This window comes from Devosia sp., assembly GCF_028290435.1.
Classification (GTDB): Bacteria; Pseudomonadota; Alphaproteobacteria; order Rhizobiales; family Devosiaceae; genus Devosia.
Genome location: NZ_JAQGJV010000051.1, coordinates 16,919 through 33,338, shown reverse-complemented (window position 1 = coordinate 33,338; position 16,420 = coordinate 16,919). Strand labels below are relative to the sequence as shown.

The following is a 16,420-nucleotide window of genomic DNA, read 5'->3' as shown; positions in this document are numbered from 1 at the left end:
GGGCCGGGGTGGGCGGCTTTGTAGACTATGGTATCGATCCCAGTTTCAGAGACCAAAACCATGCTCGATATCGTCGGCGTCCTGCAGTCCGAAAAGAGCGAGTTCACCCGGTCCGAGCGTGTGCTGACCGACATCATCTTGCTCGATGTCGAATCCGTGCTGAAAATGTCCATCGTCGACCTCGCCGCTCAGGCCGAAGTCTCCCCGCCCACCGTCACCCGTTTCTGCCGCCGGCTCGGTTGCGATAGCTATGCTGATTTCAAGGTCCGCTTGGCGCAGAGCCGCTTCGTCGGCCAACGCTATGTTGTGCCCGCCAACGGCCCCAAAAGCGTGCGCGAAATCGCCCAGGGCGTAGTCAACGGTATCCAGTCCACCATTTACGACACCTTCGACCACCTCGATTTCGACGCCATCGAACGCGCCGCCGAAACCATCATCAAATCCAGCTTCGTGCTCACCTTCGGCTCTGGCGGCTCGTCCTCGATGGTGGCCACGGAGACGGAAATGCGCCTGTTCCGCCTCGGCCTCAAGGTGGCCTCGTCGATCGATCACCAGGCCCAGTTGATGCGCGCCGCCAGCGCCCCTGCCGGCACCGTGATCATCGCCTTCTCGCTCAGCGGCAATAACCTGCCGCTAGTCAAGGCGCTCACGGCGGCCGGTGAATATGGCCTGCCGCGCATCGTGATCACCCGCTCGCGCTCACCCATGGCTGAGCGCGCCGACGTGCTCCTGCCGATCGACCGCGCCGAAAACGCCGACATTTTCCAGCCCACCACCGGCCGCTACGCGTTCCTGTCCATGGTCGATATCCTGTCCCAGACCATCGCCACCCGCCTCGGCCCTCCCGCCGTCGCCAGCATGCGGCGCATCAAGCACCAGCTCGTCGTCAACCGCGACGGCGACGACTCCCAGCCCCTCGGGGACTGACTAAAACCTTATCCAGGAATTCGATCATGACCGTCCCCGTGTTGAATCTCGCCACCATCTGGACCCCGGCTACCGCTACCGAGCCTTTGTCCTATACGATCAAGCTGACCAACAACGGCACGGCCCCGATCAGCAATTTCAAGCTCGGCCTCAGCGGCCCCGCCCGCATCGATCCACAGGCGGAAGTCGAGGGCGGCGTGCTCGAAAAGCGCCTCTCCAACCATTCGCTGTTTGCCCCACCAGCCGGCTACGTCCTCGCCCCCGGCGAAACCTGGACCGTCACCGCCCGCGGCCTGTCCTACGGCCTGCGCCACTGGAGCGATGGCGCCAATTCGTCGTATGTGACCCTGGCCGACGGCACTATTCTGTCCGTCATCACCACGCCAACCCATTCCACCGCCGGCAATGCCCCGCTGCTGAAGGGCGCCGCACGCTTCCCAATGCCCGCCAAGGCACCCGTCTCGGTCTCGATCATTCCCTGGCCCAAAAACGTCTCCGTCACCGGCGCCCGCGCCGTTCCGCAAGGCCTCAACCCGCTCCCTGAAGGCGACGATGCCACCAAGGCCGCAGCAGCTTTCGCCAAGCTGGTCGACGATCTCTTCCCCGTCGAAGCCCTCGTCCGCCCCGCCTCCGAAGGCGGCATACCAGTTTACTTGAGGGCCAAATCCGGCCTCGGCGCCGAAGCCTACGAAATCGCCTTCGCCGAAGACGCCGTCACCATCTCCGCCACCGCCCGCGCCGGCTTCCTCTACGGCTTGATCACCACCGGCCAAATTCTGCGCGGCGCCAAGCAACATCCGAACACCCTCGTCTTCCCGTCCGGCGGCACCATCAGCGACGAGCCCGGCCTGGTCTGGCGCGGCACCCATCTCGACGTCGCCCGCCAGTTCTATACCGGCGCCGAAGTCAGTCGCCTGCTCAAGCTGATCGCCTGGAACAAGATGAACCGCTTCCACTGGCACCTGTCGGAGGACGAGGCCTGGCGCGTCGAAATCGACGCCTATCCTGAGCTGACCGAAATCGGCGCCTGGCGCGGCCATGGCAAGGCCCTTCCGCCCATGCTCGGCAGCGGCCCGCACCCCACCGGCGGCTATTACTCCAAGCCGGTGATCCGCCAGATCGTCGCCCTGGCCGATAGCCTGGGCATTCAGGTCGTCCCCGAAATCGACATGCCCGGCCATTGCTACGCCCTGCTGCAATCGCTGCCGCAACTGCGCGATCCCAACGAGATCGGCGAATACCAGTCGGTTCAGGGCTTCCCGAACAACTGCCTGAACCCCGCCATGGAAGCGACCTACACCTTCCTGGAAACCGTCATCACCGAGATGTTGGAACTCTTCCCCGGCGGCATTTTTCACCTCGGCGCCGATGAAGTCCCGCTTGCCGCCTGGTCCGGTTCACCTTTGGCGCTCGACCTGCTCGAAAAGCTCGCCGGCCCCGAAATGCGCAAGAAGCATGAGGCCCAGCTCAACCAGCTCGGTAATCACGGTGGCGCCGACGAAATCGAAGACTCCCCCACCGCGATCCTGCAGGGCTATTTCGTCAAGCGCGTCCACGCCATCATCGCGTCCAAGGGCGCCATCACCGGCGGCTGGGAAGAAGCCGCCCATGGCGACGCCGTCGACAAGGCCAGTTCCTATCTCGTCGGCTGGCGCAATGTTGAAATCAACGCCGCCCTGGCAGCGCAAGGCTACGACATCGTCGCCTCGCCGGCCCAGCGTTACTACCTCGACATGGCCAATTCCGTGTCTTGGTCCGAGCCCGGCGCCGGCTGGGCCGGCTGGTCCGGCCCCGAGGAAACCTACATGTTCGAAGCTCGCGAGGGCATGACGACCGAGGCGCTCCAGCACCTGCTGGGCGTGCAGTCGTGCATCTGGTCCGAATCCATGACCGACCGCGCCATCTTCGACCGCCTGGTCTTCCCCCGCATCTCCGCCATCGCCGAAGCCGGGTGGACGCTCCCGGAACGCAAGTCCTGGACCCGGTTCAAGGCCTTCGCCGGCATGATGCCCATCATGTACGGCAACTGGGCCGCGGAGTAGGGCGCCCTACTCGCCACATCCACCGCACCGACTCCTCCCCCTTGACGGGGGAGGCGGGGTGGGGGTGTTCGGAGCCACGATATCCGCGCTCAATCGACTGTGCTAGTCTATCGGAAGGATACAACGGACCGTACTCTTGGAACCGCAGACCGATAATTTGGTGCTTCTTGAGCGCACGTCCGTCGACGGTGTGATTACGTGGCTATTGGAGCTCACTCGGAACTTCGAGGCCGAACTTATTACACGCGAGACGCCTAAAAAGCTGCTGCCACTGACGGATCAGATGCTGGGCCAAGATGAATTATGGCTCTGCCGAAGCCGTCGAATCGGCCCCCTATATGGACACAGGGGAGTGGCTTTGGTTCGTGCTGGGGAAATCATTCAGTACGTGAACTTCATCAACCACTAGCCGCCTTCAGTCCGCCCAAGGATTCTCCACCATCGGCCAGATCGTCCGTCTTGCCTTGCGATAATCCGTCGTCGCCGGCGTATTGGGATAGGGCCGCCCCGCCGAGCAATACACAATCTCGCTCGCGATCTTCGAAAACGAGTCATAAAAATGGTTCGTCGATTTAATCAGCAAAATCTTGCGCGATTTCGGATCGATCCCCAGCGCCGAAAACAGGCTCGGGTCAAAACTCTGCGCCCGTGTTGAATTCAAGATCACATCGATCCCATCAAAACTCACCCAAGCCGCATCCCCGAACGGCGCAAAGCTCTCCCCAAACCGCATCTGCGCATCCTTGACCAGCTTGCGCACAGTCACGCGCTTGTCGATCGGCGACCCCGTCTCCGGCGCTGACTTCGCCCCGAACCTCAGCGGAATTTCCCCGCCCTCTCCAGCGGCAAAACAGATCTGCACCGCAATCGGGTCCCAGATTGTCCCCACCGCGACATCCGTCGCCCCGCGCCGGATCAGTTCCGCCAGCAACACCGTCGCATCGCCCGCCGTCCCGCCGCCCGGATTGTCCCACACATCCGCGATCACCACCGGCCCAGCGCTCGCCGCCATCGCCTGCTCGACCGCCACAACCTCGTCCACCTGCTTGACCATGAACGTGCCGCGCATCGCGAACAGCTCACGCCCCAGCTTTTCCGCCAGTGCATCGCCTAGATCCGCACGGTCATCCGTGACCACCAGCATCCGCGTGCCCAGCTCCGGTACGTCCGCCGCCATGAAGCCATGGATTACCGAAATCGACAGGATCGCCGGATCGCTCTTCTCCAGCACGAACAATCGGTCCACAAAGCTGCGCATTGGGTCCTTGCTCGTCGGAAACACATCGATCATCCGGCAATCGAACACAGACATCACCGGCTTGATCTCGCCCTTCAGCGCCCGCACCGCGATGGCCCACAAGTCCCGCGCCCGATCCACGAAGTCCGTATGCGGAAACTCCTTGAACACCACGAAGAAATTCGCCGCCGCCACCCGCTTGGCCGTCAGATGACTGTGCGGATCAAGCTCCGCGCACACCAGCACATCCGGCCCGACAATTTCCCGCACTTGGCTCAGAAAATCGCCCTCGGGGTCATCGTACCCCTGCGCCACCATCGCCCCATGCAGGCCCAGCACTACGCCATCCACCGGCATGGCCGCGCGCAACTGCCCGAGAATCTCGTCACGCAATTCCTCATAGGTCGCCCGGTTGATCAGCCCCGCTGGATCGGCCCAAGTCGCGGTTCCCTCAATTAGCTCCCACCCCTCGCGAGCGCAAACTTCGCGCCCCACCGTGATCGGCGCCGTGCACAGTGTCGGCGTCGCGGGGTGCTCGCCCGGCCGCGCATACAGCGACGCCTCGAACGCGCGCTTGTCGATGCTGATGGGTGAAAACGTATTGGTTTCCGTGGCCAGGGCGGCGGTAAAAATGCGCAACGGATGAACTCACAATTGGGGATCAAATAGAGCTTGGCGACAATGCGTCGTGGCGTCACGATACCACAGCCAAACTAGGCCAATCACGTAAGGAATTTACAAAAATCACCCCATTTTGGGGAAGAAAAGCCAGCCAAGCCACGATATAGCTATCATCTACGAAATTCCCTTTCAGAAATCCCATGGAGGTCCGATGTCGATCAAGCGTTATGGAGCCGAAAAATCCGGTGCCGGCGGCCAGAACTTGCCCTTTGCCCGCGCCGTCGAAGCCGGCGGCTTTCTCTTCGTTTCCGGGCAGGTAGCTATGGAAAACGGCGAGATCATCAATGGCGGCATTGTCGAGCAGACCCACAAGACCATCGCCAACCTCGTCGCCATCCTCGAGGAAGCCGGCTACGGCCTCGAACACGTCGTCCGCTGCGGCGTCTGGCTCGATGATCCGCGCGATTTCTGGAGCTTCAATGCCGTCTACAAGAGCTATTTTGGCGAGAACCCGCCGGCCCGCGCTGCCGTTCAGGCCCACATGATGGTCGACTGCAAGGTCGAGATCGAATGCACCGCCTATAAGGCACCATGATATGAACGCGTTCCTCCGCCTCGACGGCCAGACCGTCCTCATCACCGGCGCCGGCGGCGGCATCGGCCACGCTCTGGTCGCTGCCTTCAAGGCCGCTGGCGCCCAGGTCTCCGGCGCCGATCGCGATCCGGCTCTGCTCGCCGACCTCGGCCTCGACCACACCCTGGTCTGCGACCTCGCCGACATGGCCGCGACCACCGCGGCGGTCACCGCCTACATCGCCGAACACGGCGTCCCTGACGTCGTCGTCTCCAATGCCGGCTTCACCCGCGCCGAAATCCTCGATCAGGTCGATCCCGCAGTCTGGGCATCCGAAGTCGCCATCAACCTCAACGGCGCCTACGCGCTGACTGCCCCGATCATCGAAGCCATGGCGGCCCGCGGCTCCGGCAGCTTGGTGTTCATCTCCTCGGTCAATGGAATCGCGCATTACGGCAATCCGGCCTATTCCGCTGCCAAGGCCGGCCTCATCGCCTATGCCAAGGCCATCGCGCTTGAGCGCGGCGGGCAAGGCGTCCGCGCCAATGTCGTCGCCCCCGGCTCGGTCCGCACTCCCGCCTGGGATCACCGCCTCGCCGCCAATCCGAACCTGCTGGATAACGTGCTGCCCCACTATCCGCTCGGCCGCCTGGTCTCGCCCACGGAGGTCGCCGACGCCGTAGCCTTCCTTGCCTCGCCCGCCGCCTCCGGCATTACCGGCACCGTGCTCCCGGTCGATGCAGGCCTCACCGCCGGCAATCTCCGCTTCGTCAATGATGTGCTGAAAGCTCCAAAATGACCGATTTCACCGACATCGACACCCCCGCCGTCCTCATCGATATAGATCGCGTCGAGGCCAATCTGTCCCGCGCCCAAGCCTATGCCGATGCACATGGCCTGCCGCTACGCCCCCACATCAAAACCCACAAGCTGCCGCGCTTCGCCAAGCGCGCGATCGAACTCGGCGCCATCGGCATCACCGTGCAAAAGCTCGGCGAAGCCGAAGTCATGGCCGATGCCGGCATCACCGATATCTTCCTGCCCTACAACATTCTCGGCGCCGAAAAACTCGCCCGCCTGCGCGCCCTCAACGAGCGCATCACTATCGCTGCCACAGCCGATAGCACCATCACCGTCGATGGCCTGTCCGCCACCTTCGCCAATGCCGAAAAACCGCTCCGCGTCCTAGTCGAATGCGACACCGGCATGGGCCGCTGCGGCGTCCAGTCACCTGCGGACGCCGTCATTCTCGCCCAATACATCTCCGCCGCGCCCGGCCTCGTCTTCGACGGCCTGATGACCTATCCGGCCGCCGGCCAGGTCGAAGCCAACGCCGCCTGGCTGGCCTCCGCGCGCGATGCGCTGATCGCCGCCAATCTGCCCGCCCGCATCATCTCCAATGGCGGCTCGCCCGATCTATGGCGCGCCCACGAAGTGACCGCCGCCACCGAGCACCGCCCCGGCACCTACATCTACATGGACCGCTCCCAAGTGGCGCGGAACGTCGGCACCTTCGACGACTGCGCGCTGACCGTTCTCGCCACCGTCGTCAGCCGCCCCACCGAAAACCGCGCCATCATCGACGCCGGCTCCAAATCCCTCACCAGCGACACCCTCGGCATGGTCGGCTTCGGCTATATCGAAGCCTATCCCGACGCCGTCATCACCGGCCTCAGCGAAGAGCACGGCCATATCGACCTGACCAACTGCGCCCAAAAGCCCGCCATCGGCGAAAAACTCCGAGTCATCCCCAACCACGCCTGCGTAGTCAGCAACCTGTTTGACGAGGTCAATTTGATTTCGGGTGGCAAGCTCGTTGAGCGCGCGCCGGTGGCCGCGCGGGGCAGGGTGGACTGACGGGCAGACGCCCTCATCCGTCCCGGCTGCGCCGGGCCACCTTCTCCCCGACGGCGAGAAGAATAAGAAGCGCCGATTTCTCAGGATTCCTCTCCCCGTCGGGGAGAGGGTGGCCGAGCGAAGCGGAGGCCGGGTGAGGGGGATTCTTACCGCTTGCCCAGAATTGCAAGTGCTGGCCGTAACTTGCCTTCGCTCTGTGCCAACAGCCCGGCCGCCCTCGACACATTCTCCGCTCCAGCAGCCAACACTATCGCCACCTTCACGCGCCCATCCGCCGCGTCCAACGCTTGCGCGGCTACGTCCTCCGAAACCCCGGTCACCGCCATCACAATCCGCCTGGCCCGATCCTTCAGCTTGATATTGTCCGCCAGTACGTTGACCATATAGCCGTCATGCACATGGCCGAGATGGATCGCCATCATGGTCGACAGCATATTGAGCGCGATCTTCTGTGCCGTGCCCGCGCCCATGCGCGTCGAGCCGGCGATCACCTCCGGCGGCGTCGGCAGGCAAATCGCCACGTCCACCAGTTCGAACAGCGCCGCACCAGCATTGTTGGCGATACCGATGGTTTTCGCGCCTGCCGCCCGCGCCACCCGCACCGCCGTCAGCGGAAACGGTGTCCGCCCACTCGCCGTCACCGCGATCACGCAGTCGCCGGCCTTGACGCCGGCGCCTTCCATGGCTGCCCGCGCCTCGTCTTCGTCATCCTCCGGCGCGCCCGCCATGTCGGATAGCCCGGCAACGCCGCCCGCCAGCAGAATCTTGATCCGCGCGTTGGGGATGCCGTAAGTCCCCGGCAATTCCAGCCCGTCCGCCAGTGCCATCAAACCCGAACTGCCAGCCGCCGCATAAATCAACTGCCCGCCGGCCGCCACGCAATCAGCCGCCAATTGCGCCGCAGCGGCGATCTCGGGGATTGCTGTTTCCACGACGCGAGCCGCCTCGGCTTGTGCCACGGCCAGAATCCGCAAAGCGTCATGCGGGGCGAGCAAATCTAGCCCCTTGGCGCTGCCATGGGTCATTTCCGTTTGTGCTGTGGCCATGCGAAACTCCTTCTCGCCGATAATGCCAAAAAAATACCACTTGTCCACCGGCTGCCGCTTTTCGGTGCGATAATCCGACCAAACTCTCCAGAAATGTGAGGCGGCCCATGCTTTGTGACGCTGTGCAGAAATCTTCCTTTTGCACTTGGTGAATGGTATTTTATTGGTATTATAAGTGGCGCCCAATTTTCCATTGGACGCATTGCCATGCGACGGTTACGCCTCTTAGTAGTTTGGCGTTGGAGCGGGGTTGAAGAGTTTTGGCTGATCTGTCCGAGCGTTTTTTTGCCGATCAGAGTGTGGTTCTGCCCTCCGGCGGGCCCCTATATCTGCAGCTCAAGCGCTGGATCGAAGACGCCATCCACTCAGGCCAGATCAATCCCGGCGATGCGCTGCCCTCCGAGCGCGATCTCGCGCAAAAAGTCGATGTCTCCCGCGTGACGGTGCGCAAGGCCGTGCTGCAATTGGTGCGCGATGGCATCCTGGTGCAGCGCCACGGCTCAGGCACCTTCGTCGCCCCACGCACGCAGCGTGTCGAACAATCGCTGTCGCAGCTCACTTCATTCACCGACGACATGGCCCGGCGCGGCATGGTTGTTCGCGCCCAATGGCTGGATCGCGGGCTCTATCTGCCATCGCCCGATGAAATGCTGATTCTGGGCCTGACCGCGTCTGACCGCGTCGCCCGCATTTCGCGCCTGCGCCTCACCGGCGATACGCCGCTTGCCATCGAGCGCGCCAGTCTCTCCAGCGAAATTCTGCCCGAACCCCTCGCCATCGTCGACTCGCTCTATAAGCATCTCGACAAAAGCGGCAATCGCCCGGTTCGCGCCATCCAGCGCATTCGCGCCGCCAATCTCGGCGCAGAGGATGCCGGCCTGCTCCAGGTCCCCGAGGGCTCGGCCGGCCTCAATATCGAGCGGACGTCCTATCTGGCGTCCGGTCGTGTCATCGAATTCACCCGCTCGATTTATCGCGGCGATACCTATGATTTCGTCGCCGAGTTGCGGCTCGGCGACAGTTCCGGAGGCACCAAGCCTTGACCCTGACCAACCAGACCCATATGCGCGCCGAGATCGAGCAGATCCCCCACGTCGTCGCCAACTTCCTCACCCAGAGCGCCGGCACGTTGTCCGCCGCGGCCGCGGCGTTGCGCGAAAAAGACCCCTCCATCGTGGTCACTGTCGCGCGCGGTTCGTCCGACCACGCCTGCGCCTATCTCAAATACGCCATCGAGCTGACCCTGGGCCTACCGGTCGCCTCCATCGGCCCCTCCATAGCCTCGATCTATGGCCGCGACCTCAAGCTCGATAGCGCCGCCGCCATAGCCATCTCTCAATCCGGCAAAAGCCCCGATATCGTCGGCATGGCGCAGTCCGCCCGCCGCAGCGGCGCCACCCTGATCAGCATCACCAACACCGCCGCCTCGCCCTTGGCTGAAGCCTCGGATTTCACCATCGACCTGCATGCCGGCCTCGAAAAGAGCGTCGCCGCCACCAAAACCTTTGCCACTTCGATCGTTGCGGGGCTGGCCCTGCTCGCCGAATGGAGCGGCGACAAGGCCTTGAATACTGCCGTCCATGCGCTCCCCGAATCTCTGGCCAAAGCCGTTGCCTGCGACTGGTCCGAGATGGTCACCGCGCTCGATGGCCACAACGCCCTTTACGTCCTCGGCCGCGGTCCCGGCTGGGCCATTGCCAACGAAGCTGCACTCAAGTTCAAGGAAACGTGCAACATCCAGGCCGAGTCCTACAGCGCCGCCGAAGTGATGCACGGACCCGTGGCCATTGTGACGCCCGGCTACCCGGTTCTGGGTCTGGCCGCGCGTGATGCCGCCGAGGCATCGGTGGCCGACATGGCCCACAAGCTGGCCGGGCAGGGCGCCCTGGCCTTCCTGACCAGCGAGCGTCCTGGCGCCGCCAAGGCGCTACCCTTTGCTGCCACTGGCCACCCGATAACCGATCCGCTGGCGCTGATCGTGTCATTCTATGGATTTGTCGAGGCGCTGTCGCGCCATCGCGGCCTCAACCCCGACGTTCCACCGGCCCTCAAGAAAGTCACGGAAACCATATGAGCGATCTTCTCGCCATTTCCGGCGCCCGCATCTTTGACGGGCAAGCCTGGCACGACGATGCGGCGCTGCTAGCCGAGTTCGGCTACGTCACCGGCATCTCCCCGGCCGATGCAGTGCCGGACAATGCCCGCCGTGTCGTGCTCGACGGCGGCATGATCGTCCCCGGCTTTGTCGACCTGCAGGTCAATGGCGGCGGCGGCGTCCTGTTCAATAACGATCCGTCGCTCGACGGCATCCGCACCATCTGCGCCGCCCACGCGCAATTCGGCACGACTGCACTCCTGCCCACGCTGATTACCGACACCGTCGAGGTCAACATTGCCGCCATAGCGGCGGGCGCGGCGGCTTATCGCGAGCGCGTCCCCGGCTTCATCGGCCTGCATCTGGAGGGTCCGCACCTGTCGGTTGCCCGCAAGGGCACGCACGACCCCGCCTTGATCCGCCCCATGGACGACGCCGACATGGCCCGCATCATCGCCGCCAAAGACCTCGTGCCCAATCTCATTTGCACGATTGCACCGGAAACCGTCACGCCCGCACAGATCGCCAAACTCACTGCCGCCGGCATCGTCGTCAGCATTGGCCACTCGGACGCGTCCTATGACGTCGCATCACGTGCCTTCGATGCCGGCGCCAGCATGGCAACGCACCTTTTCAACGCCATGAGCCAATTGGGCAACCGCGAGCCCGGCGTGGCTGGCGCCGTACTGGATCGGCCCGCGGTCTTTGCCGGCTTGATCGCCGATGGCATCCATGTCCACCCAGCCACCATCGGCAGCGCCCTGCGCGCCAAGCGTGGTCCCGGCCGGATCTTCCTCGTCACCGACGCCATGTCGCAGACTGGCACCGACCTGACATCCTTCACCCTGAATGGCCGCACCATTACCCGCAGCGACGGCGCCCTGCGCACCGCCGATGGAACGCTGGCCGGCGCCGATCTCGACATGATCGACGCCGTCAATTTCATGGTGGACCGCATCGGCCTCGAGCTGGACGAAGCGATCCGCATGGCCTCGTTCTATCCCGCCGAAGCCATGGGCCTGACAGCGAGCCACGGACACCTGATGGCCAATGCCTCAGCCAGCTTCGTGCACCTGTCCGACGACCGAAAAGTCCGCGCCACCTGGATCGACGGCGTCGAGGTTTTCCGCGCCTAGTTAGGTGCGATCGAGATCAGCTCAGGCCGAGTCGAAAATGTCGGTGTTCGAGAACCGGACCGGAGCGTACTTCTGTACGTGAGGACCGGAAGCGGAGAGAACCGCCGTTTGCAGACCGGCCTCAGCCAATTGGTTAGCCGCGACCGATGTAGGGCATGGTGGTGGCCATGACTGTCATGAACTGCACATTGGCGCTCAGCGGCAACCCGGCCATATACAACAACCCATCCACCACATTAACCACGTCCATGCGCGGCTCCGGCATGATCGTGCCATTGGCCTGCAGCACGCCGCCGCTCATCTTGCTGGTCATATCCGTCGCCGCATTGCCGATATCGATCTGCCCGCAGGCGATATTGAAGGCGCGTCCGTCCAGCGAGATGGTCTTGGTCAGCCCCGTGATCGCGTGCTTGGATGCATTATAGGCGGCGGCGCCCGGCCGGGGCACATCGGCCGAGATCGAGCCATTGTTGATGATGCGGCCGCCCTGTGGCGTCTGGTCCCGCATGATCCGGAACGCCTCGCGCGCCACATAGAAGGCGCCGTTGAGATTGGTATCGATCATGTCCCGCCAGGTCACCACGTCGACATCGCCAAACGACACCGCCGGCGCCGATCGCCCCGCATTGTTGAACACCACGTCGATCTGGCCGAACTCCGCCTTTACGCCCGCGAAAAACTTGGCGACCTCGGCCGGATCGGTGACGTCGCACTGTCCCCAATATCCGCCGGTCTCTGCGCTGACCGCTTCCAGTGCCTCGGTGCGGCGCCCGCAAATGGCGGTTTTGTAGCCCGCGCCCGCGAAACCCAGCGCCGCCGCACGGCCGATTCCCGAGCCGCCGCCTGTTATTACCGCCACCTTGGTCGCTGTCATTCTTGTCTCTCCCTTGGGCGCTTTTCGCCGCTTTCGGTCCACTATCCCGACGCAATTGCGCCGTTTGTCGCCACCAATGCCATAGCATCAGAATTCGATAATGCGCGGCAAAACCGTGTGTTTACCGTGCTGGTTAACTGCTAAGGCCTTGCGAACGCGCAATATTTAACCCCTCGTTCAGCCGGGTTAACAAGAGGTTTCGAAACCTGTGCTGAATCTGCAACAACAACCCTGCAACCATATTGTGGCGGCGCCAAAAGGGCTTTTGCATGATTGCGTCCTCGGTAGGCATGCGTAGAGTGGGTCTTGCGAATCCATGCATGGGATCGTTTGTCGGTCGCAACGCGACGGCAACACACTGCACCACGATAGTGTGGTCGCGTTTCGACAAACCGCCGGGTAACCGGCACCAAGAATGACTGACTTTGGAGGTCAAATAATGAAACTCAAGAGCCTTATCCTCGGTACCGTTGCTGCCGCTGGTCTCTCGACCGGTGCTTTCGCTGCCGATCTGGGCGTGCTGACGTCGCTTGACGTTTGCGACGCGCTTGGCATTTCCGGCCTGACGATCTCGTCCGACACCAACTGCCTGCAGATCTCGGGCGGCGTTTCGTATGAATTCAACTGGGGCGACTACCGCCAGGGCAATACTATCGGTAGCGATCTGATCGTTGCTGTGACGCCAGTTGGTTCCTATGGCATCATTGGTTCGAGCGGCGACGTTGTCGGTGCCGATGGTTTTGAGACCGACTATGACAGCAAGGTCGAAGCTTGGCTGAAGTTTGTTGGCACCGCCGACAGCGACTTCGGTCCTGCCAAGGCAGTTCTCAAGATCAAGTCGGTTAGCCAGACCCGTTACATCAACGAAGGCGAAGTTGGTGCCGATGGCGTTCAGCTTGGCGGCGCTGCCCTGACCGCAACGAGCATTGGCGAAGTCGACAACCGCGACTTCTACATCGACGAAGGTTACGTCTCCATCGGTGACTCGACCGTCATCATGGCTGGTAAGAAGTCCTCGATTGCTAACTTCGGCGACAGCGAGCCCTTCAACTTCACCAAGCTGTTTGCTTGGGACGCTGTCGATGACGGCGTTGGCTTCGACGCCGATGGCGATCGTGTTAACTTCACTGGCGAGCATGTCATCCAGGTCGTTTCCGACCTCGGCAATGGCCTGAACGTTGGCGTTGGCCTCGAAAACCTCAATGGCGCGGATGCTGATGGCCTTCTGACCAACGCACATGGCGCTGGCACCCTGGTTGGCGTGCTGAGCTATGCTGGCGAAGGCATCACTGCCCACGTCACTGGTCTTGCTATCGGCGTTCTCGACGGTCAGGTTGATGCTTGGGGCGTCCACGCTGGCGCAACCGGCACCTTCGACAACTTCCGCGTCCGTGCGGCTGTTGGCTACCTCGGCAAGGACTACACCAGCTTCGGCGGTGATGAGTCCAACACCCTTCACGCAATGCTGACTGGCGAAGCAACCTTCGACATGTTCACCGTTGCTCTGTCGGGTGAATATGCTCGCGCCGAGAACACGACTGCTGGCACTGAAAGCAACGGCTTCGGTATCGGTGGCTCGATCGGTGCTGCTATCACTGATGGCGTAAAGATCAACCTCGGCGCTCGTTACTTCAACAACGACCTCACCGTTGGTGATGAGAACACCCTCCAGGTTGCTGCTCAGCTGGTCGCTGCTGTCTCCGAGACCATCAAGGTCACCGGCGAAGTTGGCGCTTACTGGCGCGATACGACTGCTGTCACCGTGTTCGATTTCAACGATGCAGTGGTTTACGGTTCGGCTGAACTGGCTTGGGCTCCGGGCGGTGGTTTCACCTCCTCGATCAAGGGCCAGGCCACTTCGGAAGGCGCTTACCGCGCAACCTACAAGGCTGCGAAGACCTTCGAATAAGTCTTCTAAAGCTCCTTCTACGGAAAGGCCCGGCTCACGCCGGGCCTTTTCTTTTGTTCTGAAGCCGGATTTTGGGCACGGCACTTTCCGTTGAATCCCGTTCGCTCCCCACCGTCACCACCGGGCCCTCCAGGGTCTTTGCGAGATCGTTGAATTGCCCGGACAAGCCCGGCAATCCATGAATCTGCGATGCTTTAACCCGTCCATTTCCGTTCCATCGCGGCCCGAAATGCTCTAGCTTCCGGCCAGTGCGGAAAAGGCCTGGAATCGGAATGATCAAGCTCGTTGTGAAGTGGGTTACGCCTGGCCTGATAACGGTTCTGGGTGGAGCCGCGCTTGCCGCTACCATCAGCGGCGCCAATGCTGCGTCGGATGGCGATGCGCGAACAATCGCGGCACCGGCGACCCTCGAACTGGCCCAGGCCGGCTCCATCGTCACGGTCCAGTCGCCCATGATCTCCGATTACTGGATGAGCGCCACCCGACAGTCCGGTGGTGTCATCGTCTTCGATGGCTATGCCCCCGACGACGCCACCCGCAAGCGCCTCTCTGAGACCGAGGGCGCTGATACCAATTTCCTCAAGCTGGGCCGCGGCGCGCCTGAAAATTACCAGGCCGCTGTCGACTTTGGCCTCGCGATACTCGCGCGTTTGAGCGAAGGCCGCTTCGCCCTGGATGGCCAGAACGTCACTCTGGCTGGCGTCGCCCGTTCCAGCGCGGATTACACAGCGCTATCCGAACTGATTGCCGCCGGTTCGCCCCAAGGCCTCCTTCTGGCCCGCAACGAAATCCAGGCGCCGCCCGCCGCGCCCTACCTGCTGTCGGCAACCAAAACGGCAGATGGCTCGGTCGCCCTGACCGGCATGCTGCCCAACGTCGCCGCCAAGGCCAGCCTGGCCGTTGCGGAAGGAAATCCCTCTGTCGCCGCAGTGACTTATGCCTCTGGCGAGCCCGACGACCTCATCGTCTCCGCCACCACAGCGCTGGGGCTGCTGAAATGGCTGGACACCGGCACCGCAGCCTTTAACGGCACCGACTGGACCGTGTCCGGCACCGCCGCCACGGCTGCCGCCAAAACCGCGATCGAGGCCGCCTTCACCACCAGGCGGCTCTCGGCGTCCGGCTGGACGCTTAATGTCGACGTCGCTGCCGCCGCCAACCCGCCCCCAAAAACCAAGCCGGCGGCGACTGTCACCGAGCCTGCCGTGGAGCCGGACACCACCAAGCCGCTGCCGCTGCCCGCCGAAACGACACCCGCCGAGCCCAAACCCGTTGAGCCCGTCGCAAAGCCCGAGCCGAGCGAACTGACGCCCCCCGTCGCCGCGCCTGAAGTCACCAAGCCACCGGTCACCGAACCCGTCACCGCCAAGGTCGACCCCGCCTACACTTTCGCCGCTAGTCGCGGAGCAGGGGGAGCCGTTACGCTCAGCGGCCAGCTCCCTGCCGATCCGGCTTTGCGCTTCTTCGGCGTCATCACCGGCGCGCCGACCACCGGCGTCACCATTGCCGTCGGTGCACCCGATGACTTCATCATCAACGCCGAGACGGGCATTCGCGGCCTGATGGAGCTGGAAAACGGGCAGTTGAGCTTCGCCACCGGCAAGTGGAGCCTGTCCGGCAAGGCCCAGACCAATGCCGCCCGCGATGCCGTCATGGCCAGCGTTGCCGCATTGCCCGCCGGCGCATCCTGGACGTTGAACATTTCCGCGCCACCGCCACTCGATGCCTGCCAGGCCAGCGTCGCCGAATTCTCGACGCGCAACGCCATCCTGTTCCAGTCCGGCGCCGCCGTGCTTGCGCCTGAATCCTCCGCGCCTCTGGACGAATTGGCCGGTTACCTGGCCCTTTGCCCAGCGGCAGATGTCGATATCGAGGGTCACACCGATGCCGATGGCGACGATCAGCTCAATCTGGCGCTATCGGTGGCTCGCGCCGAGGCGGTGATCGATGCGCTGATCGCCCGCAAGATCGCGCCCGAGCGGCTCTACGCAGTTGGCTATGGCGAATCCCAACCCATCGCCGATAACGACACCAGCGCGGGCAAACGGCTGAACCGCCGCATCGTCATCAAGGTGCTCGAGCACCACGTGGATTAATGATGA

13 protein-coding genes are annotated in these 16,420 nt (G+C 63.1%); 10 read left to right on the top strand and 3 right to left on the bottom strand.

Annotated elements, in window-relative coordinates; all coding sequences use genetic code 11:
* Positions 1-60 precede the first annotated feature (60 nt).
* A complete protein-coding gene (locus JWP26_RS11945) occupies positions 61-927 on the top strand; it encodes a MurR/RpiR family transcriptional regulator (protein ID WP_299727642.1) in 867 nt (288 codons plus the stop codon).
* A 26-nt stretch (positions 928-953) separates the two neighbouring features.
* Positions 954-2,969, top strand: a complete 2,016-nt coding sequence (locus tag JWP26_RS11940) for a beta-N-acetylhexosaminidase (RefSeq protein WP_299727639.1) — start codon at positions 954-956, stop codon at positions 2,967-2,969.
* Positions 2,970-3,384: 415 nt separating this feature from the next.
* On the opposite strand, the gene JWP26_RS11935 is transcribed toward JWP26_RS11940, so the two are convergent.
* A complete protein-coding gene (locus JWP26_RS11935; RefSeq protein ID WP_299727636.1) occupies positions 3,385-4,845 on the bottom strand; it encodes a M81 family metallopeptidase in 1,461 nt (486 codons plus the stop codon).
* 193 nt (positions 4,846-5,038) lie between these two features.
* On the opposite strand from JWP26_RS11935, the gene JWP26_RS11930 reads away from it, so the two are divergent.
* The 3 genes from JWP26_RS11930 to JWP26_RS11920 are packed head-to-tail and all read left to right on the top strand — an operon-like array spanning position 5,039 to position 7,258.
* Positions 5,039-5,422, top strand: a complete 384-nt coding sequence (locus JWP26_RS11930; RefSeq protein WP_299727633.1) for a RidA family protein — start codon at positions 5,039-5,041, stop codon at positions 5,420-5,422.
* Position 5,423: 1 nt separating this feature from the next.
* Entirely contained in the window at positions 5,424-6,200 is a 777-nt protein-coding gene (locus JWP26_RS11925) for an SDR family oxidoreductase (protein WP_299727630.1), read from the top strand.
* Positions 6,197-7,258, top strand: a complete 1,062-nt coding sequence (locus tag JWP26_RS11920) for a D-TA family PLP-dependent enzyme (protein ID WP_299727627.1) — start codon at positions 6,197-6,199, stop codon at positions 7,256-7,258. Before JWP26_RS11925 ends, JWP26_RS11920 begins: the two co-directional genes overlap by 4 nt.
* A gap of 146 nt (positions 7,259-7,404) precedes the next feature.
* On the opposite strand, the gene JWP26_RS11915 is transcribed toward JWP26_RS11920, so the two are convergent.
* Complete coding sequence (locus JWP26_RS11915) at positions 7,405-8,304, bottom strand: N-acetylmuramic acid 6-phosphate etherase (protein ID WP_299727625.1); 900 nt, start codon at positions 8,302-8,304, stop codon at positions 7,405-7,407.
* Between the two features lie 260 nt (positions 8,305-8,564).
* Between JWP26_RS11915 and JWP26_RS11910 the strand changes: the two genes are divergently transcribed.
* From JWP26_RS11910 to nagA, 3 genes are read left to right on the top strand one after another with little or no spacing between them, the layout of a single operon-like run.
* Complete coding sequence (locus tag JWP26_RS11910) at positions 8,565-9,347, top strand: GntR family transcriptional regulator (protein WP_299727622.1); 783 nt, start codon at positions 8,565-8,567, stop codon at positions 9,345-9,347.
* Positions 9,348-9,367: 20 nt separating this feature from the next.
* Positions 9,368-10,378 carry an SIS domain-containing protein gene (locus tag JWP26_RS11905; RefSeq protein ID WP_299727748.1) on the top strand — a complete coding sequence of 337 codons (1,011 nt, stop codon included), beginning with the start codon at positions 9,368-9,370 and terminating at the stop codon, positions 10,376-10,378.
* On the top strand, positions 10,375-11,535 hold the full coding sequence (gene nagA / locus JWP26_RS11900; protein WP_299727619.1) for an N-acetylglucosamine-6-phosphate deacetylase: 1,161 nt from the start codon (positions 10,375-10,377) through the stop codon (positions 11,533-11,535). Before JWP26_RS11905 ends, nagA begins: the two co-directional genes overlap by 4 nt.
* Positions 11,536-11,668: 133 nt before the next feature.
* Here the strand turns inward: nagA and JWP26_RS11895 are convergent, their stop codons facing one another.
* Positions 11,669-12,409 (bottom strand): SDR family oxidoreductase, encoded by a 741-nt coding sequence (locus tag JWP26_RS11895; protein WP_299727616.1) that lies wholly within the window; start codon positions 12,407-12,409, stop codon positions 11,669-11,671.
* A gap of 439 nt (positions 12,410-12,848) precedes the next feature.
* Here JWP26_RS11895 and JWP26_RS11890 point away from each other — a divergent pair, with 439 nt between their 5' ends.
* Positions 12,849-14,318 carry a hypothetical protein gene (locus tag JWP26_RS11890; protein WP_299727613.1) on the top strand — a complete coding sequence of 490 codons (1,470 nt, stop codon included), beginning with the start codon at positions 12,849-12,851 and terminating at the stop codon, positions 14,316-14,318.
* 272 nt (positions 14,319-14,590) lie between these two features.
* Positions 14,591-16,414 (top strand): OmpA family protein, encoded by a 1,824-nt coding sequence (locus JWP26_RS11885; protein WP_299727610.1) that lies wholly within the window; start codon positions 14,591-14,593, stop codon positions 16,412-16,414.
* Positions 16,415-16,420 lie beyond the last annotated feature (6 nt).